This is a genomic window from Bartonella sp. AP65SXKL (genome assembly GCF_042195725.1).
Classification (GTDB): domain Bacteria; phylum Pseudomonadota; class Alphaproteobacteria; order Rhizobiales; family Rhizobiaceae; genus Bartonella.
This window is the reverse complement of sequence record NZ_JBHIOW010000017.1, coordinates 1-26520: the sequence shown is the minus strand read 5'-3', so window position 1 is coordinate 26520 and position 26520 is coordinate 1. Positions and strand designations below refer to the sequence as shown.

Genomic DNA, 26520 nt, shown 5'->3' with positions numbered 1-26520 from the left:
AGTGAAGAACAATTGGCATCCCTAGAAGCCCCGATGGTGATTTATGTGCGCCAACAGGTCAAGGGCATGGATGTTTACGCACCGGTGCTTTACATCCCTGAAAAAGACAGAGCCTCCTTTGTTTCTGCTGGGGCTTTGATCATGGGCGATGATGTCAATATCACCAGCCAAAATACAAGCAATTCCACAATAACTAATTCAGGGCGGATTGCGGCAAACCACCAATTGCATGTGCATGGTGGGGATATCCTCAGTCAAGGGGGGCATTTTGCTGCTGGTGGGGATGCTGTTCTCCTTGCGGAGAAGAATATTCGTTTAGATGCAGGGCGCACAACGGTTGACGGCGTGGAGACCGTTTTAAACACCGAGGCGCTTTCTGCTGGTGGTAATGCAACGGTGATTGCTAAACAAAATATCACCGCCTCCGGGGTGGGGATCACCACCGGAGGTGATCTTGCCATGGCTACAGAAGAAGGCAACTTGACGATCGGTTCAGCAGAAACCCATTACCATGATGAACACGGTGATGCTACCATGCATCATAAATCAGAAGTCAACTCTGGAGGCTCAACGACACTTCTCTCTGGACAAGATTTGAATATTTTAGGCTCTGATGTTCAAGCAACGGATAAACTTCTCTTACAAGCTGAGGGCAATGTTTCGATTGATGCCACACGCAACAGTACCAATAGTCATCGCGGGGATCAAACCTTTCATGTCGCCGTGCACAATGGCTCTCATTTAAGTTCTGGAAAAGATACCACTGTCATCTCAGGTCAAGATATCCATATTGCTGCTTCCGATATAGATGCCAAGGGCAATGTTGGTCTTGGTGCCCAAGGGGAGATAACAATAGGGGTGAGAAACGATGAGATGGAGTATCATCTTCGCACCAAAAACACGAAAGTGGATATGCAAGCCTCTCATGCCGTTGGATCTTCGATAAAATCGGGAGGTGACACCACGGTCATTGCAGGGCAGGATGGCAAACCGCATGATCTTAGCATCACAGGCAGTTCCATTGCGGCTGATGGCAAGGTAGGGCTGAAAGCCAGCAACGATGTCCTGATCAATAATGCAGAGGATAGCTTACATTATGAGATGTCGTATCACAAAGACGGTGGGGTGTTTAGTAGCAGCAAATCTGAGCATAACAAGATGGATGTGAGCCAAGTTGTGGGGTCAAGCATAACAGGGGGTGAAGGCATTGCCATTGATTCCGGAAACAACACGGAAGTTGTAGCCTCGATGCTCGTAGCCGGTAAGGCAGAGGAAACGTCAGGAGAGAAAGCACCAGGAGAACAGAAACAAGCGGATATTACCATTCACTCTGGGGGAAAGATTACTATCAAAGGCGCCCAAGAACACTTGGATCAGCAAGCGCAATCGTCATCAAGTGGCTTTTTGCATGAGAAATCGTCCGATACATCTCAATCGCATACCACAACGGTCTCCTCTATCCTTGGGGCAACGGGCAACATCGTGTTAGACGCACAAGGAGAAGCCAAGATTTCTGCTTCTCATCTGCTTTCCGGTCAAGATATCAATGTGAGCGGAGAAAGTGTGACGATTGATGGCATGACAGATCATCATAAGAGCCATTCAGAGGAGCATGAAACAGGTTTTGGTGTGGGATCAGGCAAGGGCTTTGTGTCGATATACGGGAGTGAGGGAAAGACAGAAAATGAAGAGAGTTTTGAGCATCAAGGTTCTTCTCTCAATGCGGATGGCAATATCAACATCACTGCCAAGAAAAAAGATGTGAAAATTGTTGGCTCTGATCTTGCAGGTGAGAATATTAACCTTTCGGCAGCGCATGATGTGAATGTGCTTGTTGGTCATAATAGCCATAAGTCAAACTCAAAGGAAGAACGTACAGGCTTTGGGTTTCAGTTTGAAAAGAGCAAAAGCGGTGCTTCTGTAGGTGTTGGAATTGCAAGCGCCAAAGATACGGGCGATCAATGGGAAACCACTTCCACACAATCACACATCACGGCACGCCAAGATGTGCAGATTACTGCTGACAATGATGTGAATTTACAAGCAGCCATTGTTTCGGCGGATCGTGATGTCAACATGGATGCCGGCAATAATATCACCCTATCAGAAAGCTATGATACCTCTAACGCAAAAGAAAAGCATGAAAAGTCTTTTGCTGGTGTGACAACTTCCGTTGATATCGGTGTCCTTGGCACGGTACAAGGACTAAAAGATGCCGCAGATCACATGAATAATAAGGATGGTAACAATACAGTTATTAATGGCATACTGACTGGCATGAAAATCAGTCATCTTTATAGTAAAGGCAAAACCTTTGTTAATTGGCTGACTGGCAATACGGGGGAAAAGGGGAACGTAACCAAAGGACTGAGTAGCTCATTAGGAGGATTGGGGGGCTCCACCAAGGATGCTCTTGCCAATCTGGCTGGCGCATCTGGCAGTGTAACCGTGGGCTTTAAAACTGAGAAAACAGAAGCCTCTTCTCAAGTCTCCACAGCGGTGACAGATAGCATAGAAGGCGGACGCGCTGTTAACATGCAAGCCCACAAAGGCAGCATTCATGGTGTTGGCGCTGATATTATCGCTGGTACCAATCCAATCTATGTGCTGGAAAATGATGCACAGAGCGGAAAGATCACCATGGAAGCAGGTAAAGATATCATCTTTGAAAGTGCACAAAACACGCAAAGCACACAAAACAGCAGTGAAAGTGCTTCAATGAGTGTTGGCACCGGTTATGGCACGGGTGGCGCAGGGGCAACGGGCAGTGCTGCTTTTAGTCAAGGGGAAGGTTCCAGTGAGGAAGTTCAACACAAAAACAGCCATATTATAGGCACCGGCACTGTTCATACCATAAGTCAGGCAAACACCACATTGGCAGGCGCCGTGGTTTCTGGAGAGCGTGTAGAAATGGAAGTAGGGGGTGATTTTGCCATTACCAGCCGCAGTGATACGGGACAAACTTCCAGCAAGCAAAACTCTGTTTCTGTTGGGTTTGGTGCTGGACAAACGGGTGGTGGGGGCTCCATGAGCGCCTCTTTCCAAAAGGATAAATCCTCCAGCGATTATCATAGTGTTGTGGAACAATCAGGCATCAAAGCTGGTGATGGCGGCTTTAATATCATTGTTAAAGATAAAACAACGCTGACCGGAGGTATTATTGAAAGCACCGCGCCGGCAGATAAAAACAGCCTGACCACAGGAAGCATTAGCACCAGTGATATCAGCAACAGTGCCCATGCTAAAGCCAGCAGCCATGGGTTTAGCATTTCTGGGAACGACACGATAAAAAACATTGCCAAGAATGTTTTAAATCACGGCAAAGCCAAGGATGCAGCAGAAGGAGAAACCAAATCTGCTATCAGTGATGGGACTATCATCCTTACTGATACAACTGGACAAAGGGCGATGGGGCAAGATGCTGGACAAATCATTGGCTCTCTCAACCGCAACACCGCAGCAGCACACCAAGCAGTAGGACAGCTAGATGTCGCACCGCTTGAGGATATATTGCGTAATCGTTTAGGTATGAGAAATAAATGGGTAGATGAATGGTTTGATATATGGGATGGGGTTCGTAAAATGGCATTTTATGTTGACCATCCAGTGGGTGAGGTTGCGCATGATGAAAATGGCAATGTCCTCTATTTAACCGATGAAAATGGAAAACCTATAAAAGGCAGTGATGGAAAATATATCACTCTGTATCACTTTTTAAAGCCAGAGGAAGAAAAGCATTTACAAAAAGGCCCTAATGGTGCTGTTTATATGTTCTACAATGGCATTTTTAATTCACCAGATGAAGCAGCCGGTAATGCTGTCCAATTGGCTGTTAATAAAAATGGTCCCCTTTATTTTACATACTTTCCCCAAGCTGATGATGTGCTGGTAGAATTAGGGGTAGCATATTATCAAAAGTTTTGGGAGGGTAGCACTTGGGGATTGAGTAATTCGACCAAGAAGTTCCAAGATTTTATCTATCGTTATGGCAATGACAATGCTATTGTTAGTGGGCATAGCCGGGGTACCTTAACAATACGCAATGGAGCAAATGACTTGCAAGAACATGGTATCCACAGTGTAGCCAAGAAAACAGACTTCTATCTTGTTGGAGCGGCTGCTCACATGCAATCGATGGCCAATACAGTAGATTATCTAAGCGATGGCGAAAAAAATTATATCTACATACAAGGTCATATGTTAGACCCCATTAGTACAGTGATTGGTTACAATTGGCCTACGGCTTATGGGGTACGTTCCAAACCATATGATTCATTACATCCGTTAATTCTACCCCTCAGAGAGATGGGGGGAGCGATCATCGGCTATAATCCTAGTACCCATAATTGTTATGCTGATGCAAGTGCTAAGTGTAAAAATGATTACGGTTCATTTGATTTTATAAAATTTTATTCCACGAGAACAGGGAACAAAAAATGAAAATACGATTTAACTTATTGAGCCTGCTCATTCTATTAAGTATTACTGGATGTGATATGGACAAATCTCCTCCAGGGGAAGTATATGGGTGGATCAAGCCAGGAGCAGACTTTACCGAGGTAGGAAAAGCCTTATTAGAATGTGGCATGCCACATCTTAATTATCTTGAGGCTGAAAATCAAAAGCTCAGCAATAATGATAATGCAACAATTTATGCTTGTATGATTCAAGCAGGATTCCGTGACAGATATGGCGGTCCATCTTGGTGTGTGAATCATTGGAGGGAAAACCTTCCGATTTGTCGACCAGGCGCGGTCATTCCGAAACGAAGTGTTGAAAAGCGCTTAAACAGCCCTTTTTGTAAAAAATATAAAAATGCGGATGAATGCCAATCTTAAGTGATGATCAACAATCCGCCATCCTTGCCTTTGCTTGGAATGGCGCGATTGTTTCCTCACTTTCCATTATTTAACGGATGAAGAAAAGCAGCATTTACAAGCTGGTTTTGATGGCAAGGTGCATGTGTCCCTCAATGGCATTTTTACCCCACCCTATGAGGCGGCTGTTTATGCAGAGCAACATGCGGAGAATAAAAATGTACCGCTTTATTTTGTTGTGTTTCCAGAAGCCGATTCTGCTATTTCAGAACTTCTGGTCGCGGGTTATCAGAAGTTTATGGAAAATAACTTTTTGGGTTTGACCAATTCAACACAAGAAGCAAAAGATATAATGTCTCGCTATGGTAACACAGGATTGCATTTTGATGCCCATAGTCGTGGCAGTTTGACAGGCTTTAATATGATGAATTCTTTCAAACAAGAAGGTGTAAATGATGTAGCTGGCAATACAACGATCAGTTTCCATGGACCAGCGGCTAATGTTTTGGCTGCATCCGGTCTGTTAGGTTATGTGAGTGGTGGCAAACAAACCACTATTGGCTTTGATGGGCATAGATTTGACTTTGTAAGCCGATGGATTGGCGGTAATGGCTATACTTATGAGACAATACCTGATGGTAGTAACTGGTGGAAAGAAACATGGAATATGTTCACAAATCCTTATAATCCCCATACTTGCCTTGGAGATGCGGGTCCAAAATGTCGAGATATATATGGACTTTCCCATCGAGTACAATTCCCTTTAAGGAGAAAAAAATGAAACAAATCTTTAAATTATTGAGTTGCATAGCTTTATTAGTTATAACGGGATGCCAATTTAATAAACCTCCTGCAGGATACTTCACGGTGTGGGAGAAATCAGGAGCAGATCGGCTTGAGGTAAAAAAAGCACTTTTAGAATGTGGAATGCCAGCACCTTATGATGTATTTCCAGAAAACAGAAATTTAAGCAACAATGCATGGGCAACCATAGAAGCTTGTATGATTCAAGCTGGTTTTCATGATAAATATGATAGGGGGGGGGGCTGGTGTGGAAATCATAAAGCCGAAAACTTACCCATTTGTCGTCCAGGCGCTGTCATACCACAGCGCAGTGTCAAGAAGCGCTTAAATAGCCCGTTTTGTAAAAAGCATCCAGAACAATATGAATGTTATCCTTAAGTCTTGCTTGTAATGATCAACAATCCCCTATCCTTGCCTTTGCTTGGAATGGCGCGATTGTTCCCTCAATCTGTCATCTCAATATTGTTCACCGTTGTTTTAAGCAGCGGTGACAGAAAATATCAACAGGCTTAAGAGCTTTTTATCGTAAATAAATCCATTGAAAGAGGGAAAAAATGAAGAAAATCTTAAAACTATTGAGTTGCATAGCTCTCTTAAATACAGCTGGATGTGTTAACCAACCTCCTCCATCAACTTTAGCATTATGGGAAAAGCCAGGTGTCGATAAAGCGATGATCCAACAATCCTTATCAAAATGTGGCTGGAAACCGGTTTATGCTTCTTCTAGTGATATGAATTCGTATGCGAGTGAATTTGCCTCAGTTTATGAGTGTATGAAAAAAGCAGGTTTCCGGTATAAATTGCAAGATTCAAAAGGGCTCTATTTTGTACAACCTCTGAAAAGTGACTCGTTTTTAGCTAATTTGGTGCTAGCTGGATATCAGCAATTGATGGACAATGACACCTTTGGTGTGACCAACAAAACGAAACAGGAACGCGCTTTACTAACGCATTTTGAGGATGAAAGAAAACGTCAGCAAAAGCAAAAAGCTTTACAAAAGCGATCACCAAAGCGTCCTCCCCATCGTTAAAAGGTCGTTGGATAAAATCACGAATGAAGTAGGGGATCAAAGCCGTCTCCTTCTTTATTCAAGCGGGTGGCACTTTAAATAAGGCAGCATTCATGGTGTTGGAGCCGATATTATCGCTGGTACCAATCCTGTTTATGCAAATGGTGAGCAGAGCGGGAATATCACCTTGGGAGCAGGTAAAGATATCATTTTTGAAAGTGTACAAAACCAGCTCGTGGGTGTTGCTACAGCCCTTGGCTCTTAAGACGATTCATAAGAATCATTTTTACTCCTTTCTTCTATAGTTTTTACCCATACATCAGCCCCGCTTATGATGTGCAAGCAAGTGATTTTGATTGATTCAAGATAAACAGATTTGAAATGAGAGAATCCTACGTTATTCGGGAGGCTAATTCAATATAAATAACGCTAGATTATCATTATAAATCAATGCCTTGAACACTTGTTAAAGTATTGACGTGCCTCATGCCCTTTGTCATTACGCTCTATAATCGAAAGATGTTTAGCCATGTCTAATGTAATGTGGTATTCTTTTTCTTTTCCACCGTTTTCTAAATTCAGACTTTATTTCCAAAAACGCAATATAATTCACGTGCGTTAACAGTTTGAACTGTTTACTTGGCCAATAGTTTGTTCTTTAATTTCTATAGAGTATTCATGGTGAACTCCTTACTACTTAGACGTTTTTCATTGACTCTTTAATTAGAAAGTGCCGAGCACTGAAAAACACGGTAGTAAGTCCGTCGTTATGCTTTCCTATGAAGGTGTGTTATAGCATAACCACACCCCACAAAATCACTATATGCGAGTAACATACAATGAGTCAAAGCCTTTAATGTGCGAAAATAAACTATCTCGGTAGCTTATCTGCTTAGTATTTAAGGTGTTCGTTAGGTTCCTGTTTCGATTATTCATACTCCTATAATAATATCACTTTTTTCTAAAAATCATAAGCACATATTTACTTTATTTGTCGACTCACTTTAGATTTTCCAGCTTAGTTTTTTATTTATAGTGGAGGGGACAATAATGCTCGACATACTTGATACAATTGCGATGATCGTATGTTTGTTGTCGTTACCGGTGATGGTTGTCGGACTTGTTTTAGTGTGTATAAAAAAATGGTGCAAAAATGGATTGAAAACCCTTGGCATTGGAGTCTTATTATTTCTCGGCTCTGCAATATTAGGTGCGTTTTTTTTTCACAAAATCAAACCAGATCAAGTTGCGTACAATAATGAAATTTTTTCCTCCTCCTCGACTTTATTAATAGATGTTGCTACTCAAAATGAAAGCGTGACAAAGGCACTACCTGAGAATACTGATAAGCAAAGTATCCATATTCAAGATAAAAAGTCAGACGAAAATGATGGTCTAGGTTTTTGGGGATGGTTCAGGTTAATTTTCTTTGCATTTATTGCATTGTCTATTTTTGTTCATTGGCAAGATAAACGCAACAAACGTTTTAAAGAAAAAGTTTCAGAGCAGGTTTTAATGCCTCCCCCGCATATCCATCCTTCTTCTGATTTATCAGTTGTTAATAAAATGTCGCCGGAACTTGAAAAAAAACGGTTAGAAAAGAGGGTACAGATCGTTCTTCTTTGTGCTCTACTGATTGGAGGCATTGTGGTAACAGTAACTATTACGCCATGGTTATTAGTACCCATTTTTATTGTTTTAATTTTTGTTATTATTGCCTATTGTGAGTCAAAAAAGGAAAAAAGCTTTGAGCAAGAAGTTGCTCTGTGGCAATCAGATATTCCTCCCTCTAATTTTGAGGAAGCATGTGAAATGTTTCAAGAACTTGACGCAAGTGAATATGATTATCGTTTAGTACAAAATGAAAAACTGTTGGGAGTTCAAGAACGCGTTACCTTTGATATTGGCGAAAATACTCCAATTTTAGGACGTCTTTTAGTAACAAATCAAGCTATTGTATTTGAGAGCCCTGAAGATAATGAAAGGACTACTTGGGCAAGAATTGTATCAGTAACTATAACATACCAAGGATGTCACATCAGTCACCGTACCGGCGCACCATGGAATTACCGATTTAGTGCTATTCCAAATCCAAGGTTTGCAGCAGTAATCCGGGTTCTTGGGCAGCCTTATTGATTTTGAAACACACAAGACAAAGGTTCCTCATTGTTTTTTCTCCCGCAAGATAAGCTTATACATACCGGATTCTGAAGCTTGGACATCTATCACAATGAAGTGCTCTTGAGAAGAGGGGGCTTTGTTGTTTTCAGGAGAGAGGACCACAATACTATCTTGAGGTTTTGGTGGTATTCCCCCGATATCATTGATACAAAGATCAAGTTCCTTTCTTGCAATTGTGGTAGAGATTCTGCCACCGGCGTCCGATTCCGAATGTTTAATGCCGTAAATCGCTGTGATACGAAAAGATTGCTGGTTGTCTTTTCGCGTGTAGATGATGGGCTGCCCAAAAGTGTTGCGCACATCTTTAACCATTTGGTTTAGCAGCCCGTTCCACCGCATGTTATTTCGCTCCAATCACTGCTTTAAACAGCATTTCAGGGCGTGTGCAAATGTAAAGCGGATAGCTATAGACCTCCGGTTTTACCCATGCATTACGGTCGTGGTCGACGATAAGCATCGTGTAGAGAGGTCTTCCAACCGTGTTGGCAAAATCCAAGCTTTCACCAGGAGCAAAGGTTTTTTGGAAGACACCAGGCGCATCAACAGGAAAGAATTGACATTCATCCGGCTTAATGCCTATAGCGCGCTTTGTTCCAGCCTTCGCACTCACATTATAGTTGTGAATACTCCGGTAATTAATGAAAGTCACACCCGCAAAGTCAAAACTACCAAAGCTCCCAGAGCCAATCGAACTTGGTGTTGCAACACCTCCGGCGCTATTGAGTGTCTGTGCTAAGGCTGTGTTTAAATAGGTCTCACGAATTGTTTTATGGTTTTTCAATTTGGAGAAAAATTCATTTCCACAAAGCCCAATAATGCGTGAACGATCAGAAAACGCTCCTTTTGAAGCTTCAATCATCCTCATAATGACTTGATCAACATGGTCAGCAACATTGGTTGTCTCATTATTTAATTTAAAATCAATCGGCTTTGGTGGTGCGATTTCCCATTCCTTGTACCAATCGACAATAACAGAGCCATCAGCATCAAGGACAACACCTTGAACAGCGCCAAGCTGCATATTTTCCCATGTCAATTCTATTTCAGAAATCAGTTTCTTTTGTTTTCTGGCAATATATTTCATTGCTGTCTCTAACTGATCTTCTGTCCCAAATTCACGACGGTTTTGGATTTCTTCTGATTTCACGGTATCACTTTTGGCAATCCGTGTTGTTTTGAAAAACCGAAGATTACGACCCTCTCTATCACCTTCTGCCAAAGGTGCGCCACGTTCACTGGTTTGAATAAGCGAAAATGTATTATCACGCCGTTCAATACCAACCACCGTGGTACTGGTTTCAACTTCTTCAAAAAGATTAAGAGAACTTACAAGACCAGGTTGAAACTCATAGTTTTCGATGGCTTTCATCATTGTGATGCTTGAGAAAGCATCATGTTTAAAAAAATTCATGTCCATGTGTGCATTCTCCTATCGCAATAGAATGTTGTTTTTGTCTTCTAAAGACTGAATGGCTGCTTTCTTTTGCTCATCCGTGATGGCATCTGGCCATAGCAGTTCAGAAGCTTTTACAGTGCATAAGCGTGCTGTAATTACGGCACGTTGATCTGCTTCTGTTGCGTCAATAGTGGCAAAAGAAATCCCTGCCGGTGTTTGACTGCCATCTGATGCTGCTGGATTAAGGGGGACATAGTGTTCCGTTGCGGTTATCTTTCCCATGACAGTTCCAGCTTCAATGAATGCTCCTGATGCAAACAGCACTTCTTCATTTGACATATCGGGGTCGTAGGGTCCAAGATAAGCGCCATTGCGTACGTCGTCATAAATAATATTCGTCATTTCACTGCCCTCCAAGCTGCTTCCCATTTTGCATAAATCTTTGCCTTGCTCGTCCCATCACTATGAGGGGTATAAGGCGAGACTTTTAAAGACGCGCTTTGAGAGCTAGCAGCCGTCAACACACACTGGCGTGCTTTCTCGACACTCATACCGTTTTGAATAGCTTTTGCTGCGTCAAAAGAAACGCCTAAGTGCTTTGCTTGCCTTTCAAGGGTTGTTAGTGCTTTTGCGCGCTTTCTTTCTTTTTCAAGAGCAGCTTTTATGTTTTCCTGCTTGTCCTCATTGTCTTCATCTTCATCTTCGTTTTCTTCGTCGTCAAAGATTTCGGCGTTTTTGTCGATGTCACTATCGTCTTCGTCCTCTTCCTCGTCATTGATGATGTCGACGATCTTTTCGTCATCCTCTTCTTCAGCGCGGTATTGTGTGCGTGCCATGTGTTTTGTCCTTCTTTTTCTGTTGATGTTGGGTTTTGTGATATGGAATCCGTTAAGGCTTCCAAAGCTTGCGCAAGGGTGCCCTGCGCATCTGCTAATCCAAGCGTGATCGCTTGGGTGCCTATAAAAGTTTCTGCTTTTGTGTCACGAATTGCAGCAGCATTTAAGCGTCTGTTTTGCGCCACCAAATCGACAAACATCTCGTAGAGCAGGGCGCAATCGGCTTGCATTTTTATCTGTGCTGTATCGCTCAAGGGTTCATGAGGGTTGCCATGGGTTTTGTGATCACCTTCAAAGACAAAGGTCCATTTATGCCCGTGTTTTTCATCTGCACGGGACTGGTCAAGATGGGCACAAACAACCCCAATCGAGCCCACAACCCCTGTGCGAGCAACCCATATTTGAGAAGCAGAACAAGCAATGGCATAAGCTGCAGAACAGGCAAACTCATTGGCATGTGCCCAAATGGGTTTATTGTATTGTTTTGAGAGTGTTTGAAACTCTTCAACCAAATCAAACACACCACCGGCTTCTCCACCGCCGCTGTCAATATCAAGTAAAACAGCGCGAACATCAGGTTGTGCAATGGCTTCACGAAAAGAAGCGCTTAAACCTTCATAAGAGGTTAGCCCCGATAAAGCCCCAAGCCATGCACCACGGCGCACAAGCGTGCCATGAACCGGTATTATGGCAACATTGTTTTGTACTACATAAGTTTCAGGGGGTCTTAAAGCTTCTGTATTCTCTTGCGAATAAGCTTCAATGGGAAACTTTTCTCCCTCAAAAAGGCGTGGTGCAAGAGCATTCAAAATGATATCAAGCTTTGTCGAGGCAAGCATATGAGGAACCCCAAAAAGCCGTGATGCCAAAAACGGCATGTCGAGATTATTCACCATTTTTATGTGCCTCACTGCCTTGGTTACTTTCATAAGTCTCAGAAGGTTCTGAATCTGCTGTATCAATCACTTGATTTTCACCAGAAGGCGCTGCCATATCCGTGTCAAAAGATAAGCCGCGCGCACGAGCGTCTGTGTGCTCTTCTTGCAGTTCGGCATGAATGCTGTCGATATCAAAGCCACGCTCGGCAAGTGCCATGCGTCGTGTTTTCAAGCCTGCACGGATTTCTTCTTTTTCCGCTGAGATATCCTTGTTTGGATCAATCATTTCAAGCGGGGGCGCAAAGCTTTCACATTGAAGCCATGGCAAGGAATTTTCTTCCCACCCTGGCAAATTGACACATCCGGAAAGCACTGCCATTTCAACAAAACGCTCCCAAACAATGCGATTAAACTGAAAGGCAATGATATGTTCACGCCATTGTTTAACATGACGTCTAAACTGAATGATGGAGGTACGCACATTTGAAAAATTGCCGCGCGTAACGTCTCCAGTCACAACGGCATAAGGCATATTAAGTGCTGCACAAATTTTCAAGATATTGCGAAATTGAAAAGCCTCATAAGAACCTCCAACCTCAACAGGATTTGAGAATGTAACTTCTTTATTCTCTCCTAAATAAAGAGATGCACCGGGCGCAATGACAGGTGCTTTGTATTCTTCTTCAACGTTGTTTTTATCACGATTATCGGATAATTTTTCGACGTTTGGTGAATTGTCCTTGACAAACGCCGCGAAAAGAGCCGCCGTCCTTTTTCTATCGAGTTCTGCGTCGTCATAGGATTCGAGTTGAAAGATCTTTGTCATACAGCGCGTTATTTTGGGAGAACCGCGCAATTGTCCGGCAATACGGCGCTCTTTTATGTGAAGGATCATTTCAGCGGGGACACGTATGCGTTCTTGACTCTTAAATGCTATGTTGGAAGGAGAAGCATCATAGGGGTGATGTTCCCAGAAATGATAAGCAACACGCTTACCACTGGCATTAAATTCAATTCCCATACGAATGTAATTGCCTTCAATCTCAGCCGGTCCATTGTAGGAAAGGTCCAACATTTCCGTGGGATAAACTTGCAACTGAAGAGGCACACCAGAGCGCCCGTAGAGATCAACATAATGCAATCTTACAAAGCACTCTCCGGTTAAAAATACTTCTCGTGCAATGGTTGCTTGCAGCCCATAAAAGCTGGTATCTTCATCATAATCGGCTTCATCAACCCATTGCCACCATAAGTCTAAAAGCTTTTTCTTTTCTTCTTGAAAGCCTTCAATACGAGGATAAGGTTTAATCCCATCACTTACAGCCGCAGAGACCCATTCCTCCGTTGCAGACCCATAAAGAGATTCATTGTCATAAAGCCATCTTGAACGGGCAACAATGGTATCACCGCATTCTTCAATCGCTTTATTAATATGTTTTTTGGCGGGGTCAAAACCACCCATGCGACGGCTTTTACTTGCAGCTTCAAAATGGGGATTGTGTTGACGAGAAATTTTAAAAAAGCCTGTGAGTTTATTGAAAAAACCAGCCATTAATAGCCTCGTGATATATTAAAATAGAAAACGCGTGAACCTTTACGCCCTTCAAGGTCCGCTATTTGCGTATTGATCATTTCAAGAGCTCTGCGCAGTTCCTCAACAGAGCGGTTGCTGACTTGCTTATCGCCGTGACGCACTGATTGCGCACCCGAATAAAGAGCCTCTTCAATTTGTTCACGCCGCCTTTTTAAACTTTCCAGTCTGTTAATTTTGCTGTTAAATTGTCCTAAAGTTTCATCCACAAATTACCTCCAATCCCCTCGCATATAAGGATTCATCACTGTTCTGGATTGTTTCCTTTGAGGTTTTGCTATCTGAGATCTTCTTGGAGAAGTGAATGAAGAAATCCCAGATGTTGGTTGCTCTACAGAACCTTCAATTTTAAGTTTTTCTAAACGCTCTTCTAAGATATCAACTTCTCGATTAAGGTTTATTCCCGCCGAAATCAGACCTTGTAAAGCAGCATAAGCATAGACCCTACAGTCCAAGGCTTCGTTTCTTGCCTTTTCACTTTTTTGCCATTCAATACGCTTGAAGCCTTTAAAATATTTGATGACTTTTCTTTCAGCGGTTAGCTGGTCAAAATATTCTCGATCAAGGCTTTTGTGAAAGTGTGTTGCACCAGCCCCCGTTGCTTCAGGTCCCGATTTTTTAAATCGTGCCGTGATAATATCTTTCGCGGCATCAACCCCAACAATATAAAGATTAATCTGTCCTTTATTGTTTTTGCTTGGTCGGCGTGGCCATACCGCACGCCATCCCGCTTGCCCCTTAATGCCCCAGATACGCCGCCCCTCACGCGGGCGTACATAATTATAAACCGCCTGTGTATGTCCACCACCGGTATCAATACAAGCAGCTGTTATCCTAATCCCCTCTTTATAGCCTGGATGCGGCCAACGTTTTGCAAGATATTCATCCAATTGGTCCCATACTTCAAAAGAAGAGGGATCACCAAGGATCACTTGATAATCAATATGCCAACTTTCTTCACTACGCCCCCATCCCACCACTTCAAGTTCCAAGCGGTCATTTTGCACATCAATACCAGCTGTCAACACGACGGATTGTTCTGGTGCAAGGGGATAATCTTCGCGTTTTGCATAGAGGCTATCAGGATCAATAACTTCGCCTGTTCTGTCCTCCCATGGCTCTCCAAGAACTGTATTGACAAAAGGCTGTAGAAGAGCTGGATCATCTTTGGCATTTAAAAACTCTCTTGCACATTCCCCCCATGTAAGCCAAGGAGAATAGAGTGCCGAAATATGATAAGAACGCAAATTGGGTCTGCTTGACTCACTGGTTGGGACCCAGCATGCGCCTCTTTCTTCACACATGAGATCTGTTTTTCGGTGCTCGGCATGTTCATGACCACAATGCGCACAAACAAAAACAGCTTTTTCGGGAGCCCCTTTCGGCCATTTGATTTGTGACCAAACAATCGGCTGGAGTGTACCACATGCATCACAAGGCACGTTGTAATATCGCTGGTCTCCTAGCACAAAATCCTTGGCAATACGGCTTGTGTCACGGTGGGTGGGTGTGGACAATTTAAAGATCTTTCGTTGTACAAAGGTCGAGGTACGCTTTTCCGCAATCATCACCGGATCACCTTCGTTATCCACACTGAGAGGATAACCATCCACTTCATCCAAAATCAGATAACGAATAGGCATGGAACGCAAACCAGCAGCACTGTTTGCCCCTGTAAGCATCAGTGCACCACCATCAAACTCTTTCGAAAACATGGTATTCCCGCCGTCACGTGCTCGTGCTGGGGCTATGCGTTCACTTAAAACTGGACTTGCCATAATCATAGGATCAAGCCGCGTCTTTGAAAGCTTTTTGGCTGTCTCAACGGTCGGCATGACATAAAGAGCAGGTCCTGGACTATAATGAATAGCATAACCGCAGAAATTTAATCCTGCCTCTGACATGCCAACTTGCGCCCCTTTCATGACAATAGTTGTTTCAATCGGTTTGTGAGAGGAAAGGTTATCCATGATTTCACGCAAATAGGGGGTCCGCTTTGTTCTCCACAATCCAGGTTCAGCACTTGCTACGGTGCTAAGGTATCTATTCTTATCCGCCCATTGCGAAACCGTATACGGTGGGTCCGGTTGTCGTGCGTTATTGGCATGGGCGAAAAATTCTTCGACTGCATTGTCATCCATTATTCGTTTCTTGCAAGTTCTCTAACTCTGGAGAATGAGGATCATGAAAAGGCACTGGAATATTAACCGCCTCAAGCAAAGCGGTTCTCATAGTGTAATCAATAGCACCAATAAGGCTGGCCGCATCACATCCAACTTGTGCAGCAATGCTTGCACCAAAACGATGAGGAAAATTCAACATAGCATCACGGTGCGCTCTTCCAAACTCACGAGCTGCTCTCTTGACTTCTTCACGGTCAACGGTTGTTTCGCGTAAGCGTTCAAGAGCAATCTTCTCGCTTTCAAGGGCAACTTGCATTCGCTCCAGTTTTATCTTGTATTCATTGGCTCCATCTGTAGAGGCTTGTTTGATCTTTGTCCGCGGTTGACCATCAGGCGCTAAAAATGGAGCAGGGCGCTTTGTTGGATTCTCATTCCAGATAGCTGTTGCAAGCGCTTCATTGACAGAACCATCTTCAAAAAGAGCCTTATCAAATTTCCCTGTCTTTATCCGAGAAACCACCGCATTATGTGAAACACCCATCTTCTTCGCAAACGCACGAACCGATAGACCCTTACGATTCTTCTTATCCATAGTTTCTCCTTGCCTTGATTTTTTTCTCATCTTGAGGAATGGGGTTTTCGGCGTACCAAGAAAGAAAGCTTTACGTCATGAACTGAAAAACGGGCTTCAATGCGATAAGGAGACATTTTACATATCATACTGTACACACTGAAATCATTATTTATCAATGAGTTAAGTGTACAATGTACAGTCAATTTGAAAATTCTGTCGCTAGCGATAGTTCGCGCTGTCCTGCCCCGCAACGAAGCCAACCCGCTGGGAAGTACCTTTTGAATTGATTTTATTGATTTTTTTATGAAAAAAACAAAGCATAAGTGATAATCTGTTTTTAAAATTGCAATAAGAATATGTAATGCCTAAACTCATAAGGATATGGAATATATAGATAAAGCTTGAGAACATGATCTAGCCTTTTTTATTAGCAGCGTATTCTTGACGAGAAAGTTGTCTCTGTATGTTTTTGGTTAATCTTTCATTGGCATATTGTGCAATAGCACTTGCAATCTCTGGCTTTGACATCACCCTAGCAATTGAAGGTCCTTCTTGTTTTGCAATGGGAAATTTATCTCCATCCGCTCTTTGAAATACATTACCATTCAGCTTTTTTAATTCAACACGCTTTGGAAAACTGCCTCCCTTGATAAAACCATGGGGTAAGATTTCTTTCTTTCCAAAAAGTGTGTAAGTTACGCCGCGTTTTGTTTCGTTTACTTTAAAAAATTTAAGAAGTATTGGTGTTCCAGAACCAATGATATCTGTCTCAAGAAACCTTGCTGTCGCCTTTTCTTTAATATAAACACCTCTTCTTATACGCTTTATTTGGGCTGATGAGATGTCTGCAACTTGCTTTTCAGTAAAGCGTTCAACTTGTTTTGCTGCAGTGTTTAGAGCATTACGCAGAGCCCAATTAAGGCGAGGGGCTTGAAGGCTTGTGAAGGTATCTTTTGCCTGTTGAAGATACCATTTTTGGTGGATAATTAACTTCAACGTCTAAGCCTTTTTAAGAGTAGGTGACTTGGAAGCTTTAGATGCTTTTGGCTGTTCGAGTGGAATTTCCTCTGTCACTGGTTCAGACGATGTTTGTACGGCTTCTTGTTCTATCTGTTTAATTTGTTCAATTGCCTTATCTGTTTTTGCTGTTGTCTTGACGTCAACAAAAAGTTTTGCAGCATTAGCGCGCTTGAGACGTGCGTCGACTTGATTGGAAACTTCAACAAATGGATTATTGGGTGTTGATGGTTCAAAGCGAACAGTGCTTTTATTGTCTCCAACAACACACATTGGCTTAGTGATGACAGCTTTCATCATTGCTCCTTTTGCGTCATAATTAATGACATCATTAGTCAATTATTGATTTTTGTTATTTGAAAAATAGATTAGTCAGAATTACCCAGAAAACAGGGCTTTCTAGCCACGTTTCAAGATCACATTTTACTAAATTTTTAGAGGATATTTTTGAATTTTGGACGCAATTCGACCAGTACAGCAGCGTCATTAAATACGACTTTTCACATATTGTCAACAAAAAAATCAATATATTGTGTTTTTTTTATTTTTTTACCTAAATATGCTGCTTTACAAACAAATGATGCAAATATTCCGTTCCCAAAAATCGTTTATACGTTAAAGCATTTACCATTTATTTTTTGGATAAAAATACTTCTGGAGAGCATTTAGAGCAATACGCAAAGAACTAACAAGATGTGGTAATGTTTGGTTTTCTATAACAAGATGTTGTATCGCGGCATAAAGATTATACTGTCTATAGAGGTGTTGTGCTTCTTTGATAGCCTCTTGCATGTTTGAAAACTGTTCTGTTGCAAATTTAATCCATTTTTCTTTTGCTGTCTCATCAGAAGATGAGGGCATTTTATCATAAACAGCACTTGGCAAACCTTTTGCACACGAATAGTCATTTTTCACTTCAAGATATTTTTGCGCAGCATCATATTGGTCTTGATTTATTTCGCCTTGCAAATAAAGCCGCCCGATATAGGTGCCGGAAAGCGGATTTTTAGCCTCTTCTATGGTCAAACAGAAGCGTTTGGCACGCATTTCAATTGCCAATTTATCCATGGGTTCATGCGGTGTTTTTGCTCGTGAGATGCGTCCATTTGGTTCTCTGATACACCCTTTAATCCGAGGACGACCACGTTTTGTACGTTTTTTTCTTTTAGCCATATTTTTTCAATCAGAATGGGACGCTATCGTTAAGAGCTGTTCTATAATCTTGAGCCCCTGAAGCAACAGCATAACTTTGAGAAGTAATGGGTGAAGGGGTAGGGGATGCCGATTGATCTTTCTTTGCATCAAGCAAATACAATTCACCTTTGAATTGTGGTAAGACAATCTCTGTTGTATAACGGTCATGCCCATTTTTATCTTGCCATTTGCGTGTCTGTAATTTTCCTTCTATGTAAACCTTTGAACCTTTGTTTAGATATTGAAGTGCAATTTTTGCCAAATGTGGATTAAAAATCACAATGGAGTGCCATTCCGTTTTCTCTACTTTTTGATGAGTATTTTTATCCGTATAGCTTTCAGAAGTTGCTATACTAAAATTGACTATTTCTGCTCCAGAATTCATTGTTTTGCTTTCGGGATTAGCACCAAGGCGTCCTATTAATGTCACTTTGTTTAGCATGTTTTTTCTTACCTTAAATTTGTATTTAAATATGTAAAAAATCTTAGCGTAATTTTATTATTTTTTCAATTATTTCAATGATATATTATTAATTATTAACATATAAAATTATGTTTAATATGCTCTTTGATAAATAATCAATTGACATAAATGCATGGTGTATAGTATCAAGTATCAAGAGGGTATATATGGCAATCGTTAGTTTTAAGCATAAAGGGTTGAAATTATTCTTTGAAAGAGGAGTCTGCAAAGGCATACAACCCGCGCATGCTAAAAAATTAGCAAACATTTTAGTAATTTTAGATACAATATCCGCGCCTGAACAAGTTACTCTTAAATCGTATCGTCTACATGCGCTTACGGGCGATTTAAAAGGTTACTGGTCAATGCGTGTCAATGGAAATTGGCGTGTTACCTTTCGTTTCATTGGGACAGACGTTGAACTGGTTGATTATCAAGATTACCATTGAGTTTTGAGGTGTTATTATGATGTACAATCCTCCACACCCTGGCGGCATTTTGAAAGAAGAATTGCTTGATGAATTAGGGTTAACAGTAACAGAAGCTGCAAATCGTCTTGGCGTTGCACGTTTAACTTTATCCCGCGTCTTAAACTGCCATGCGGCGATTAGTATTAACTTAGCTTTACGGTTAGAAAAAGCGGGTTTAAATGATGCGGAATTCTGGCTTAAATTGCAACAAAAGCATGATTTGTGGCAAGCTCGGCATAACAACCCAATCCCACATATTTCACCTCTAGAGCAAGTAGGGCATCTTTAGAAAGACTTAGCCCATCTTTCTTCACACCTAGAGGTCATGTTCTTTAAAATCAAGCAGCCCACGATAGATTTTTATGCTCTTGTTGATTTTATCGAACGTTGAGAAGAGACAACGTAATCTGAACAGTTTTATAAAATCGGAAATTTTACTATGGCTTTTTAACTGAGCACTGTAGTGTGTAAATAGATATATTTATTAAACTGCGTGTATGTAACATAAGAAACAATACACAAACTAAAAAGGAATACCAAAGAGCAATATCTGAGTACCAAAGTACAGTATCCAATGAAAAAGAAAGCTTGTACTCCACATACCTAGAAATGACAGGTAAAAAGACCGTTTCTTTATAACTACTTGGGAAAATTAAAACGACAAGCGCTAAACTTATTAGCTTTAAAAGTCTATGCATATACTGTTGTAAATCACGTGTTAATATCTTCCAACCTGTTGTATTTCCGCATTTGTATTTTGGGTTGCTCTGCAATTCAGAAGGAATATTAGAATTGCATAAAATTGCAAAAACCGTTGTGACTATTACCAAAGAAACAGATGCGAATGTCAAAATACTCTGAATAAAGTAAAGATTTTTTTTAATTCCTAAAAAACATATAAATATAAAAGTTATAATGCCAAACAAGGCTCTTAGCTGCTTATCTGTAAACATATTTATTTCCTGCGGTTTTCGATAATTTTTTGATCTCTTTATTGATCTCGTCTATAAGAGGTTCGTAATTGAGAACGCTTTTCGGAATAGCACCACCGTAAACCCATGCTTTCACCTGCGCTTTGGTACTAAAATCCGCATTTTCTGGTGTGGTATAATACTGTCCGCCATCAAACTTTTCACACTCTCTTGTACCGTCTTCATATTCGTAGAGGTTGTAAAAATACTCCTCTGCTCCGTTCCCCCAAGGAACATAACCAACAGCTGTTGCAACAAACTCTTTTTGCATTGGTTGTTTACGCTTTTTTAAGAACAGGTCTTTTAATATTCTCATGTTTTTAGTCCATAATTTTACCAATTGGTCTATTTACCTTAAATTTGACCGTACAGAGCGTTTTATATTGCGGATATGGGGGTTTTTATCGTAAAATCTTTAAATCGCTTTGTAAGGTGCCTTTTTGTCGATTTAAATACATATCCAATCCCAAAATGATCAGCACTTTTCACTATTTTGCTAACTTGCAATGTTTTTCACTGCTCCCCCAAGACCATTTAAAGTTTCTTCAAGCTCTTGCTTGTGAACAAGCGTTAGTGGTCGAAAATGCTCTTTTGTTGTTTTTTCTTTGAGTGCTTTCTCACGTGTGTTTTCAATTGCTCTACGTACACTTTCGGCTTTTGAAAGAAGGGTATTTTCTAGTGTCTGGCAATAAGTTAAAAGCTCTCCACAAGTTGGCATAAATGTTTTTGATATCCCAATTGCTTGACCAGTTACGATATCTTCGACGCCCTTTTTCAGAGCATATGCTGAAATCCGTTCCAGCATCATGCTATAGGATAGGACAACAGCTTTGGAATCTGTGTTCGCAGGGACTCTCATGCTTGAGAGTAGGAAAGAAGCTTGCCCAATTTGCTTAACTGAAGCTTTCACAGAGAGCAACGCTTGTAGACGATTGCAAGCATCTAAGGTTTGCGCTTCCTCCTGTTTCGTCAATGTATTCCCAGCTTTCAGCGTCAATGGATACCCCGGACTGATCATTTCCATAATCTTCTCCAGATGAGAGATGATCTCTGAGTTCGTTGAAGCCTTCTGCAAGCTGTTCTGTGAAAGTTTTCTGAGTGAATTTTCCATGATAACCTCTAAGTGTTTGTGTTTGTTTCTTGGCTAGCGCTCCGTACTCTGGATGTATAATCCAGTTTCGCCATGTCGCCGGCCAATCTGTTTTGTTTGCATTTGCTCCGGATTTTGCCAGCCAAAAATTTCTGAACCGTTCGACTTCTAACAGCGCCTCATCATGGGTTAAGCCTTTATCGATTGCGTATTGCAAATTAGGTTTGAAATCATCTGGCAATCGACAACCGCGATTAGCTTTCGCTCGTTTTGCTTTCTTAGGAACGTTTTCTTGCTCGTGAATGGGAGGTTGGTTGTCTGATGAGGTTGTGATTTGCTCTGATGTGGTTTCAACAGCAGCAACCTCTGTTGGCTCGTCAACCAAATCGTTTGTTTCTAAACTTTCAGAACCAATTTCTTTTTTTGCTAATACGATAGTATTAGTTTTTTTATTATATATGTTATTGTTTATGTTAATGTGTTTCATCATGATGTCATCATGACCTCGTGATGACATCATCATGACATCATCATGGTCTTTTGATGAGTCATCTTTATGTTTTTTCTCTTAGTATTCGCAGCTTTTATAGCTTTTTCTGAAAGTTTATTTAAATTCTCATTGCAATTTTTTAATTCTTCTTCAACATCGAGATTCCATAAACGACCATCTGCTAAACGAATAATATATCCTTCTTCTAGCAAAACATTCAAAGCTGTCTCAAATTTCTTTACTGAATAACCAGTGTAATGAGACAAAACTTTAATGTTACAAAAAAGAGGTTCACCAGTACGAAGCATGCGAAACCGCAATCTCATATAGATATTACCTTCTACAGGAGGTAAATAATCGACAACTACTGCCCACCTATCTGCAAAAAGCCTCGTCCACGGTAATTTACTGGACATTCTCTTTGTCCTCCCTGTGCTTATGCCATGCGATTTCTGATTGTTGATTGTTGTTCTTCAGCTCTTCTTCAACATCTGGACTCCAGATGTGGTTGTCGTCAAAAAGAAAGATGTGTCCAGTTTCAGCTAAGAGATCTAGCGCATCATCAAGCTCGTCAATTGAACAGCGAGCTAATGAGGACAAGGCTCGTAAATTGTTTGTAAGAGGCTTCCCAGTGTGTAACATTTTTAATCGCAACCTCATGTAAATATTGCCTTCAGTAGGAGGTAAATCAGCGAGATCAAGAAGCCATTTTTCTACATTAATTTTTATCCATTGGTTTTTATTTGACATTAGTGGTTTCCCCTTCTTTCATTAAATATAAAATTGCTAAAGCATCTGCTTCGTTGTCGTCTTTAGGCGTATGCCCTTTTGCACATATTGCCCAGCCTGTCTTGGTCCCTAGATCAAGACATAAAATGGTTTGTGCGTTAGTGATCATAATCCCCCCTTAAGGCTCTACGTATTTATATGTTTGCTATGACAGAGCGTGTTGTGATTGCCTGTCTTGAAAAAATGTTTATGAAAAAGTATCCTCCCAACGATTCTAAAAAAGTGGGGAGGGGAAAGATGCAAGAATGGATAAAGATATTTCTTACAGGTTTTGTGTCATTTGCTGTGTCGCTTTCTGTAGCGCTTATTTTAAGAAATAAAGACCGTAAAGAAGCAGCCAAAATCCGGAAAGATGATTTAGAAAAAGCTGCAAAAAAACGAGAAGAAGATAGAGAATGGATAAGCAAGCAATTTGCAGAAAGCCAAGAGCAGACGATAGCCCTTAAAGAGCAAGCGATATCGACAAAAGATCTTGCCAAATGGTCAGAAGAACATATTAAAATTTTGTTAGATAACAAAAGAGTACAGGATTTAGGACCGCCACTTTCCATATATGCAACTGGACCGCATCTTCCAACAAAGGACAAGTGGACGCTTCTTTTCTTAAAGGTAGAAAATAATGCACAAACTGTCGTCCATATTTTAAATATAAAGCTAAAAGATAGTTCTCGCTTTATTCTTGGATATGGCATCATATACAAACCTAGGCAAAAAACTTGGCAAATACAATCACCATATGTTAATCCTGAGGCGGTTGCAGAATCGCGAGTATTCCCTGGCTTCTGTGATAAAGCAAAGGATTTTCGAACGGGACAAGAAATCGATGTTAATATTTCTATAGCTCCCTCAGAAGGCAAACCTTCAAAAATCCTTATTTTTGTAGCAGCACGTGAAGAAGATATAAAAGACCAAGTTACTTTAATCATTACCCATACATCCCCACTGCAACCAGAAACAAAAATGACTGTAACAACACAAACCAGCCTCATAGACTTTAAAAAAGTGGATTAACTCAATTCAGACGCACACTACACGCATCATTTATTAATTTGATTTCTTCTTCTCTTTTTTTGATGAGGTCATCCCTTAAGAAGCCAAGATTACTTTCGACTAAAGCTGTAAACAAAAGTAGCTCATTTAGGCGATGAAAAGATGACAAATCTTGAGAAAAATAATTATCAAACCAAGTTGTAAAAGCTTGCGTAAAGGCAGATGAAAACCATTGATTAAAATCATCGTATGGCAATAACGGAAAATAATTTCTATCATCACGCGCAAAAATATTTTGCAGTATATAGATAAGATAACCTGTTGATGAGGGATCTATGCAACTTTCACATGTCTGATTAGGCGAGCGAACACCATAATATATGTCTTCACGTCCAATCTTATTAACAAGATTAATCAACTTGACCTTGCTTATAGTGATATGTGGGACATCTATCATCTCTGATCTTTCTTTTTAAGAGTCTAAATGCTGCTGTTGTGACAGGGCGCGTTGTGATTGCCTGTCTTGCAAAAATGTTTTTGAAAAAGGAACCTCGCAATGATTCATTGTTAATTAACAATCCTCATTTTTGGCTCAAATGACGCAAGTTAAAAAACTTCTCCTGCAAAAATAAAATCGATCAATCTCGGTTCTTCTTTTTTGTTGATTAACTCAGTGATTTTATTGTTTAATTCATCAATAACTTTCATCTGTGAAGCTAACTTTAGCCTTTGGCTGTATAGCGTTTCATTTTTTTGCTTAATTAAAGAGGATAGGTTTTCAAGTACTACTTGCTGTTGTTCAATTGACTTATCTCGCTCTGCAAGAGTTGCTTCATGCCATCTCATCCAACTATCAAATTGTGACTTATGCCATTCTTCTTGTTTTGCAAGAATTTTTGTATGAGTTCTATGTCGTTTTATAAGATCTTCTATGCTACAATCACGATCCGGTATTTGTATAAATTCTTTCACAAACTTATCTCCATTCTCAATTTTCGTATTACAACCTATTAATCTACAAATCCGTGTGTAGAGTTTCTTCAATATTCCGTTTCTCATGATCTTTCTTCTTTAAGAGTGTGAATGGTGCTGTTGATGTTCATTCTTTTCTGTAGAAGCAGCAATAAAAGCAGAACTAGAGCTAGAACTATCATTCAACTTTTGCAGCTTTAAATAACTATTTAAAGATAGTCCTTTGCCTTGTTCCCAACGACAAACAGAAGCTTGCTTAACACCTAAAATATCTGCTAATTCCTTTTGTGTTAGCGATAAACACTTTCGGATAGATTTAATCTTTAATTTTTCCTCTGTGTCCATTTGAGTTAAGCTCCTTAATTTTAACCATATACGCAATTGTATAGAGTTAATTAAAAAAAAACAATAGATTTTTTTAATTTTAAAATCATAAGTAACTAATTATGACGAAAAATATCATTGCGACATTGCAAGTATTGCAATCTGAGTTTGGTCTTAATCAAAAAGATCTTGCCGATAGATTAAATGTAACCCAAGCGACCGTGTCAAGATGGTTAGGAAGTGAATCAGATCCCAGAGGTTCACACAGAGACGCAATTTTAGAACTTTATAAAAGCTTAAAAGGTTATAATCAAATTACTACAGTTGTTCCTGTTATGGGGTATGTAGGAGCAGGATTAGAGATTGATACCGATGTTGAGCAAATCCCAGAAGATGGGCTTGAAACAATCGAAATACCATTTGATTTGCCTTTTGAAACAATAGGATTCATGGTTCGTGGAGATTCCATGTATCCCGTGTATAAAGATGGTGATTTAATCGTAGTTAAACATCTGCAAACAAAGCCAATGAGCGATTATTACGGTGATGAAGTTGTCGTTCTAACAGAAGATAATAGGCGTTTTATCAAACAAATTACTCGCTCTTCAGAGGGCATTGTACTCAAATCATGGAATGCGCTACCAATTAAAAATGCAAAGATAAAATGGGTTGGAGAAATAGTTGCAATATTACCGCGCAAATCCTATCGTCTACTTATGAAATAATCCCAATAAAGTTTTTGATTCTATTGCTTGTGAAGATGGCATTTAAGTGAAAATGCAAAAAAAATGAAATATATGCGATTTTTTGCTTGCTTGCATTTATACATTTACGTATAAGTAATTATACAAACCACGCACAAACAATCGCCAAGAGGCGTTAGGGAGGAAAAATTATGGAAAATCCAATTCTTATAAATTCTGATGAAATCTTATTAGTTGTCTATGATGATGATCAAAACATTGGTCGGTCGGGACCACTGGATGAAAGCCAAGTTCTAAAAATTATTGACGAGGCAGATGATGCAATCCAAATCTTTCGCATCAATCCTTCTGAGAATAATTGTGAAGATATCTCTGAAGAAATTGCAGAAGCATATGTAAAAGAAAATATCGAACATCTCCACGAGGAGAGTAAAGTTCATGACTTTGTACTCGAAAGTGATGCTTACCAAGAACTTTTAGACGAGATCGCAGACGAAAAATATAATGATGAGATTTACGGTACTTATGAACAACAACACCGTTTGCGTCCTTGTGATGTGCTTTAAAAATTCTAAAGGGCGCTTTTAAAAGCGCCTCCCTTTTTCCCATCAATAATTGATTAGAGTAAACTTATGACCACACATGATACTCATATTCATAGTGAAGGATATCTCACGCCTGAAAACGAGGTAGACAACAAAATCGGTTACGTCCAAATGGTCAATGCCCATGTAATGCATAGGTACTTACATTTGAAACAAGATTTTTCCACTTGGTTTAATGATTGTGTTGAAAAGCTTGATCTAAAAGAAGGCGTGGATTTTGTTTTTACAAAA

At 40.4% G+C, this 26520-nt stretch carries 35 protein-coding genes and 1 pseudogene; 12 read left to right on the top strand and 24 right to left on the bottom strand.

Annotated elements, in window-relative coordinates; all coding sequences use genetic code 11:
* From ACFIMP_RS08450 to ACFIMP_RS08430, 5 genes are all read left to right on the top strand, one after another.
* Nucleotides 1–4440 (top strand): hemagglutinin repeat-containing protein (locus ACFIMP_RS08450; RefSeq protein WP_375686253.1); only part of this gene is annotated, 4440 nt, incomplete at its 5' end.
* Complete coding sequence (locus ACFIMP_RS08445) at nucleotides 4437–4838, top strand: hypothetical protein (protein ID WP_273791508.1); 402 nt, start codon at nucleotides 4437–4439, stop codon at nucleotides 4836–4838. The genes ACFIMP_RS08450 and ACFIMP_RS08445, both read left to right, overlap by 4 nt.
* A gap of 34 nt (nucleotides 4839–4872) precedes the next feature.
* The gene (locus ACFIMP_RS08440; protein WP_375686252.1) at nucleotides 4873–5598 is read left to right on the top strand and encodes a filamentous hemagglutinin; all 726 of its coding nucleotides are present in this window, start codon (nucleotides 4873–4875) and stop codon (nucleotides 5596–5598) included.
* Nucleotides 5595–5999 carry a hypothetical protein gene (locus ACFIMP_RS08435; RefSeq protein WP_375686251.1) on the top strand — a complete coding sequence of 135 codons (405 nt, stop codon included), beginning with the start codon at nucleotides 5595–5597 and terminating at the stop codon, nucleotides 5997–5999. Before ACFIMP_RS08440 ends, ACFIMP_RS08435 begins: the two co-directional genes overlap by 4 nt.
* Nucleotides 6000–6175: 176 nt before the next feature.
* Nucleotides 6176–6652: a hypothetical protein gene (locus tag ACFIMP_RS08430; RefSeq protein ID WP_375613037.1), complete on the top strand. Its 477-nt coding sequence runs from the start codon at nucleotides 6176–6178 to the stop codon at nucleotides 6650–6652.
* Nucleotides 6653–7084: 432 nt separating this feature from the next.
* On the opposite strand, the pseudogene ACFIMP_RS08425 reads toward ACFIMP_RS08430, so the two are convergent.
* Nucleotides 7085–7300, bottom strand: a pseudogene (locus ACFIMP_RS08425) (antA/AntB antirepressor family protein); the annotation flags it as partial.
* Nucleotides 7301–7681: 381 nt separating this feature from the next.
* On the opposite strand from ACFIMP_RS08425, the gene ACFIMP_RS08420 reads away from it, so the two are divergent.
* A complete protein-coding gene (locus tag ACFIMP_RS08420) occupies nucleotides 7682–8767 on the top strand; it encodes a hypothetical protein (RefSeq protein WP_375686250.1) in 1086 nt (361 codons plus the stop codon).
* Nucleotides 8768–8794: 27 nt separating this feature from the next.
* Here the strand turns inward: ACFIMP_RS08420 and ACFIMP_RS08415 are convergent, their stop codons facing one another.
* The 13 genes from ACFIMP_RS08415 to ACFIMP_RS08355 form a co-directional block, all read right to left on the bottom strand.
* Complete coding sequence (locus ACFIMP_RS08415; protein ID WP_375686249.1) at nucleotides 8795–9151, bottom strand: head-tail joining protein; 357 nt, start codon at nucleotides 9149–9151, stop codon at nucleotides 8795–8797.
* A 1-nt stretch (nucleotide 9152) separates the two neighbouring features.
* On the bottom strand, nucleotides 9153–10229 hold the full coding sequence (locus ACFIMP_RS08410) for a major capsid protein (RefSeq protein ID WP_375630416.1): 1077 nt from the start codon (nucleotides 10227–10229) through the stop codon (nucleotides 9153–9155).
* Nucleotides 10230–10241: 12 nt separating this feature from the next.
* Nucleotides 10242–10610 carry a head decoration protein gene (locus ACFIMP_RS08405; RefSeq protein ID WP_375686248.1) on the bottom strand — a complete coding sequence of 123 codons (369 nt, stop codon included), beginning with the start codon at nucleotides 10608–10610 and terminating at the stop codon, nucleotides 10242–10244.
* On the bottom strand, nucleotides 10607–10759 hold the full coding sequence (locus tag ACFIMP_RS08400) for a hypothetical protein (RefSeq protein WP_246350187.1): 153 nt from the start codon (nucleotides 10757–10759) through the stop codon (nucleotides 10607–10609). Before ACFIMP_RS08400 ends, ACFIMP_RS08405 begins: the two co-directional genes overlap by 4 nt.
* A 110-nt stretch (nucleotides 10760–10869) precedes the next feature.
* The gene (locus ACFIMP_RS08395) at nucleotides 10870–11940 is read right to left on the bottom strand and encodes a S49 family peptidase (RefSeq protein ID WP_375641109.1); all 1071 of its coding nucleotides are present in this window, start codon (nucleotides 11938–11940) and stop codon (nucleotides 10870–10872) included.
* On the bottom strand, nucleotides 11930–13474 hold the full coding sequence (locus ACFIMP_RS08390; RefSeq protein ID WP_375686247.1) for a phage portal protein: 1545 nt from the start codon (nucleotides 13472–13474) through the stop codon (nucleotides 11930–11932). The genes ACFIMP_RS08395 and ACFIMP_RS08390 overlap by 11 nt, the downstream gene beginning before the upstream one ends.
* On the bottom strand, nucleotides 13474–13722 hold the full coding sequence (locus ACFIMP_RS08385) for a phage head-tail joining protein (protein WP_375632641.1): 249 nt from the start codon (nucleotides 13720–13722) through the stop codon (nucleotides 13474–13476). Before ACFIMP_RS08385 ends, ACFIMP_RS08390 begins: the two co-directional genes overlap by 1 nt.
* A gap of 3 nt (nucleotides 13723–13725) precedes the next feature.
* Nucleotides 13726–15654: a phage terminase large subunit family protein gene (locus tag ACFIMP_RS08380; RefSeq protein ID WP_375686246.1), complete on the bottom strand. Its 1929-nt coding sequence runs from the start codon at nucleotides 15652–15654 to the stop codon at nucleotides 13726–13728.
* Complete coding sequence (locus ACFIMP_RS08375; RefSeq protein ID WP_375686245.1) at nucleotides 15647–16228, bottom strand: hypothetical protein; 582 nt, start codon at nucleotides 16226–16228, stop codon at nucleotides 15647–15649. The genes ACFIMP_RS08380 and ACFIMP_RS08375 overlap by 8 nt, the downstream gene beginning before the upstream one ends.
* 396 nt (nucleotides 16229–16624) lie before the next feature.
* Nucleotides 16625–17206 (bottom strand): hypothetical protein, encoded by a 582-nt coding sequence (locus tag ACFIMP_RS08370; RefSeq protein ID WP_375686244.1) that lies wholly within the window; start codon nucleotides 17204–17206, stop codon nucleotides 16625–16627.
* A 3-nt stretch (nucleotides 17207–17209) separates the two neighbouring features.
* On the bottom strand, nucleotides 17210–17524 hold the full coding sequence (locus ACFIMP_RS08365) for a hypothetical protein (protein ID WP_375686254.1): 315 nt from the start codon (nucleotides 17522–17524) through the stop codon (nucleotides 17210–17212).
* Between the two features lie 327 nt (nucleotides 17525–17851).
* Nucleotides 17852–18400, bottom strand: a complete 549-nt coding sequence (locus ACFIMP_RS08360) for a hypothetical protein (RefSeq protein ID WP_375632642.1) — start codon at nucleotides 18398–18400, stop codon at nucleotides 17852–17854.
* A 10-nt stretch (nucleotides 18401–18410) separates the two neighbouring features.
* Nucleotides 18411–18863, bottom strand: a complete 453-nt coding sequence (locus tag ACFIMP_RS08355) for a single-stranded DNA-binding protein (protein ID WP_375686243.1) — start codon at nucleotides 18861–18863, stop codon at nucleotides 18411–18413.
* Between the two features lie 188 nt (nucleotides 18864–19051).
* Here ACFIMP_RS08355 and ACFIMP_RS08350 point away from each other — a divergent pair, with 188 nt between their 5' ends.
* A complete protein-coding gene (locus tag ACFIMP_RS08350; RefSeq protein WP_252619286.1) occupies nucleotides 19052–19333 on the top strand; it encodes a type II toxin-antitoxin system RelE/ParE family toxin in 282 nt (93 codons plus the stop codon).
* Between the two features lie 16 nt (nucleotides 19334–19349).
* Nucleotides 19350–19643 (top strand): HigA family addiction module antitoxin, encoded by a 294-nt coding sequence (locus tag ACFIMP_RS08345; protein WP_375618724.1) that lies wholly within the window; start codon nucleotides 19350–19352, stop codon nucleotides 19641–19643.
* A 148-nt stretch (nucleotides 19644–19791) separates the two neighbouring features.
* Here ACFIMP_RS08345 and ACFIMP_RS08340 read toward each other — a convergent pair whose 3' ends face one another.
* The 7 genes from ACFIMP_RS08340 to ACFIMP_RS08310 form a co-directional block, all read right to left on the bottom strand.
* Complete coding sequence (locus tag ACFIMP_RS08340; RefSeq protein WP_375686242.1) at nucleotides 19792–20307, bottom strand: hypothetical protein; 516 nt, start codon at nucleotides 20305–20307, stop codon at nucleotides 19792–19794.
* Nucleotides 20294–20641 (bottom strand): hypothetical protein, encoded by a 348-nt coding sequence (locus tag ACFIMP_RS08335; protein ID WP_375686182.1) that lies wholly within the window; start codon nucleotides 20639–20641, stop codon nucleotides 20294–20296. The genes ACFIMP_RS08340 and ACFIMP_RS08335 overlap by 14 nt, the downstream gene beginning before the upstream one ends.
* Nucleotides 20642–20821: 180 nt before the next feature.
* Complete coding sequence (locus ACFIMP_RS08330; RefSeq protein WP_375646246.1) at nucleotides 20822–21235, bottom strand: hypothetical protein; 414 nt, start codon at nucleotides 21233–21235, stop codon at nucleotides 20822–20824.
* On the bottom strand, nucleotides 21219–21938 hold the full coding sequence (locus ACFIMP_RS08325) for a hypothetical protein (protein WP_375686241.1): 720 nt from the start codon (nucleotides 21936–21938) through the stop codon (nucleotides 21219–21221). The genes ACFIMP_RS08330 and ACFIMP_RS08325 overlap by 17 nt, the downstream gene beginning before the upstream one ends.
* Nucleotides 21935–22321 carry a DUF1376 domain-containing protein gene (locus tag ACFIMP_RS08320; protein ID WP_375686240.1) on the bottom strand — a complete coding sequence of 129 codons (387 nt, stop codon included), beginning with the start codon at nucleotides 22319–22321 and terminating at the stop codon, nucleotides 21935–21937. The genes ACFIMP_RS08325 and ACFIMP_RS08320 overlap by 4 nt, the downstream gene beginning before the upstream one ends.
* On the bottom strand, nucleotides 22311–22655 hold the full coding sequence (locus ACFIMP_RS08315) for a DUF1376 domain-containing protein (protein ID WP_375613934.1): 345 nt from the start codon (nucleotides 22653–22655) through the stop codon (nucleotides 22311–22313). The genes ACFIMP_RS08320 and ACFIMP_RS08315 overlap by 11 nt, the downstream gene beginning before the upstream one ends.
* Nucleotides 22645–22803 (bottom strand): hypothetical protein, encoded by a 159-nt coding sequence (locus tag ACFIMP_RS08310; RefSeq protein WP_375613935.1) that lies wholly within the window; start codon nucleotides 22801–22803, stop codon nucleotides 22645–22647. Before ACFIMP_RS08310 ends, ACFIMP_RS08315 begins: the two co-directional genes overlap by 11 nt.
* Nucleotides 22804–22832: 29 nt before the next feature.
* On the opposite strand from ACFIMP_RS08310, the gene ACFIMP_RS08305 reads away from it, so the two are divergent.
* Entirely contained in the window at nucleotides 22833–23705 is an 873-nt protein-coding gene (locus ACFIMP_RS08305; protein WP_375686239.1) for a hypothetical protein, read from the top strand.
* 1 nt (nucleotide 23706) lies between these two features.
* On the opposite strand, the gene ACFIMP_RS08300 is transcribed toward ACFIMP_RS08305, so the two are convergent.
* From ACFIMP_RS08300 to relB, 3 genes are all read right to left on the bottom strand, one after another.
* Nucleotides 23707–24102, bottom strand: coding sequence for a hypothetical protein (locus tag ACFIMP_RS08300; protein ID WP_375613932.1), 396 nt, complete (start codon nucleotides 24100–24102; stop codon nucleotides 23707–23709).
* A 188-nt stretch (nucleotides 24103–24290) separates the two neighbouring features.
* Nucleotides 24291–24656, bottom strand: coding sequence for a hypothetical protein (locus ACFIMP_RS08295; protein ID WP_375613931.1), 366 nt, complete (start codon nucleotides 24654–24656; stop codon nucleotides 24291–24293).
* Between the two features lie 99 nt (nucleotides 24657–24755).
* Nucleotides 24756–25001, bottom strand: coding sequence for a type II toxin-antitoxin system RelB family anti-toxin (relB, locus tag ACFIMP_RS08290; protein ID WP_375613930.1), 246 nt, complete (start codon nucleotides 24999–25001; stop codon nucleotides 24756–24758).
* Nucleotides 25002–25102: 101 nt separating this feature from the next.
* Here relB and ACFIMP_RS08285 point away from each other — a divergent pair, with 101 nt between their 5' ends.
* The 3 genes from ACFIMP_RS08285 to ACFIMP_RS08275 all read left to right on the top strand — a co-directional run.
* Nucleotides 25103–25705 carry a S24 family peptidase gene (locus tag ACFIMP_RS08285; RefSeq protein ID WP_375613929.1) on the top strand — a complete coding sequence of 201 codons (603 nt, stop codon included), beginning with the start codon at nucleotides 25103–25105 and terminating at the stop codon, nucleotides 25703–25705.
* 170 nt (nucleotides 25706–25875) lie between these two features.
* A complete protein-coding gene (locus ACFIMP_RS08280) occupies nucleotides 25876–26250 on the top strand; it encodes a hypothetical protein (protein ID WP_375671931.1) in 375 nt (124 codons plus the stop codon).
* 66 nt (nucleotides 26251–26316) lie between these two features.
* Nucleotides 26317–26520: antA/AntB antirepressor family protein (locus ACFIMP_RS08275; RefSeq protein ID WP_375654259.1), on the top strand; the 204-nt coding region annotated here is incomplete at its 3' end.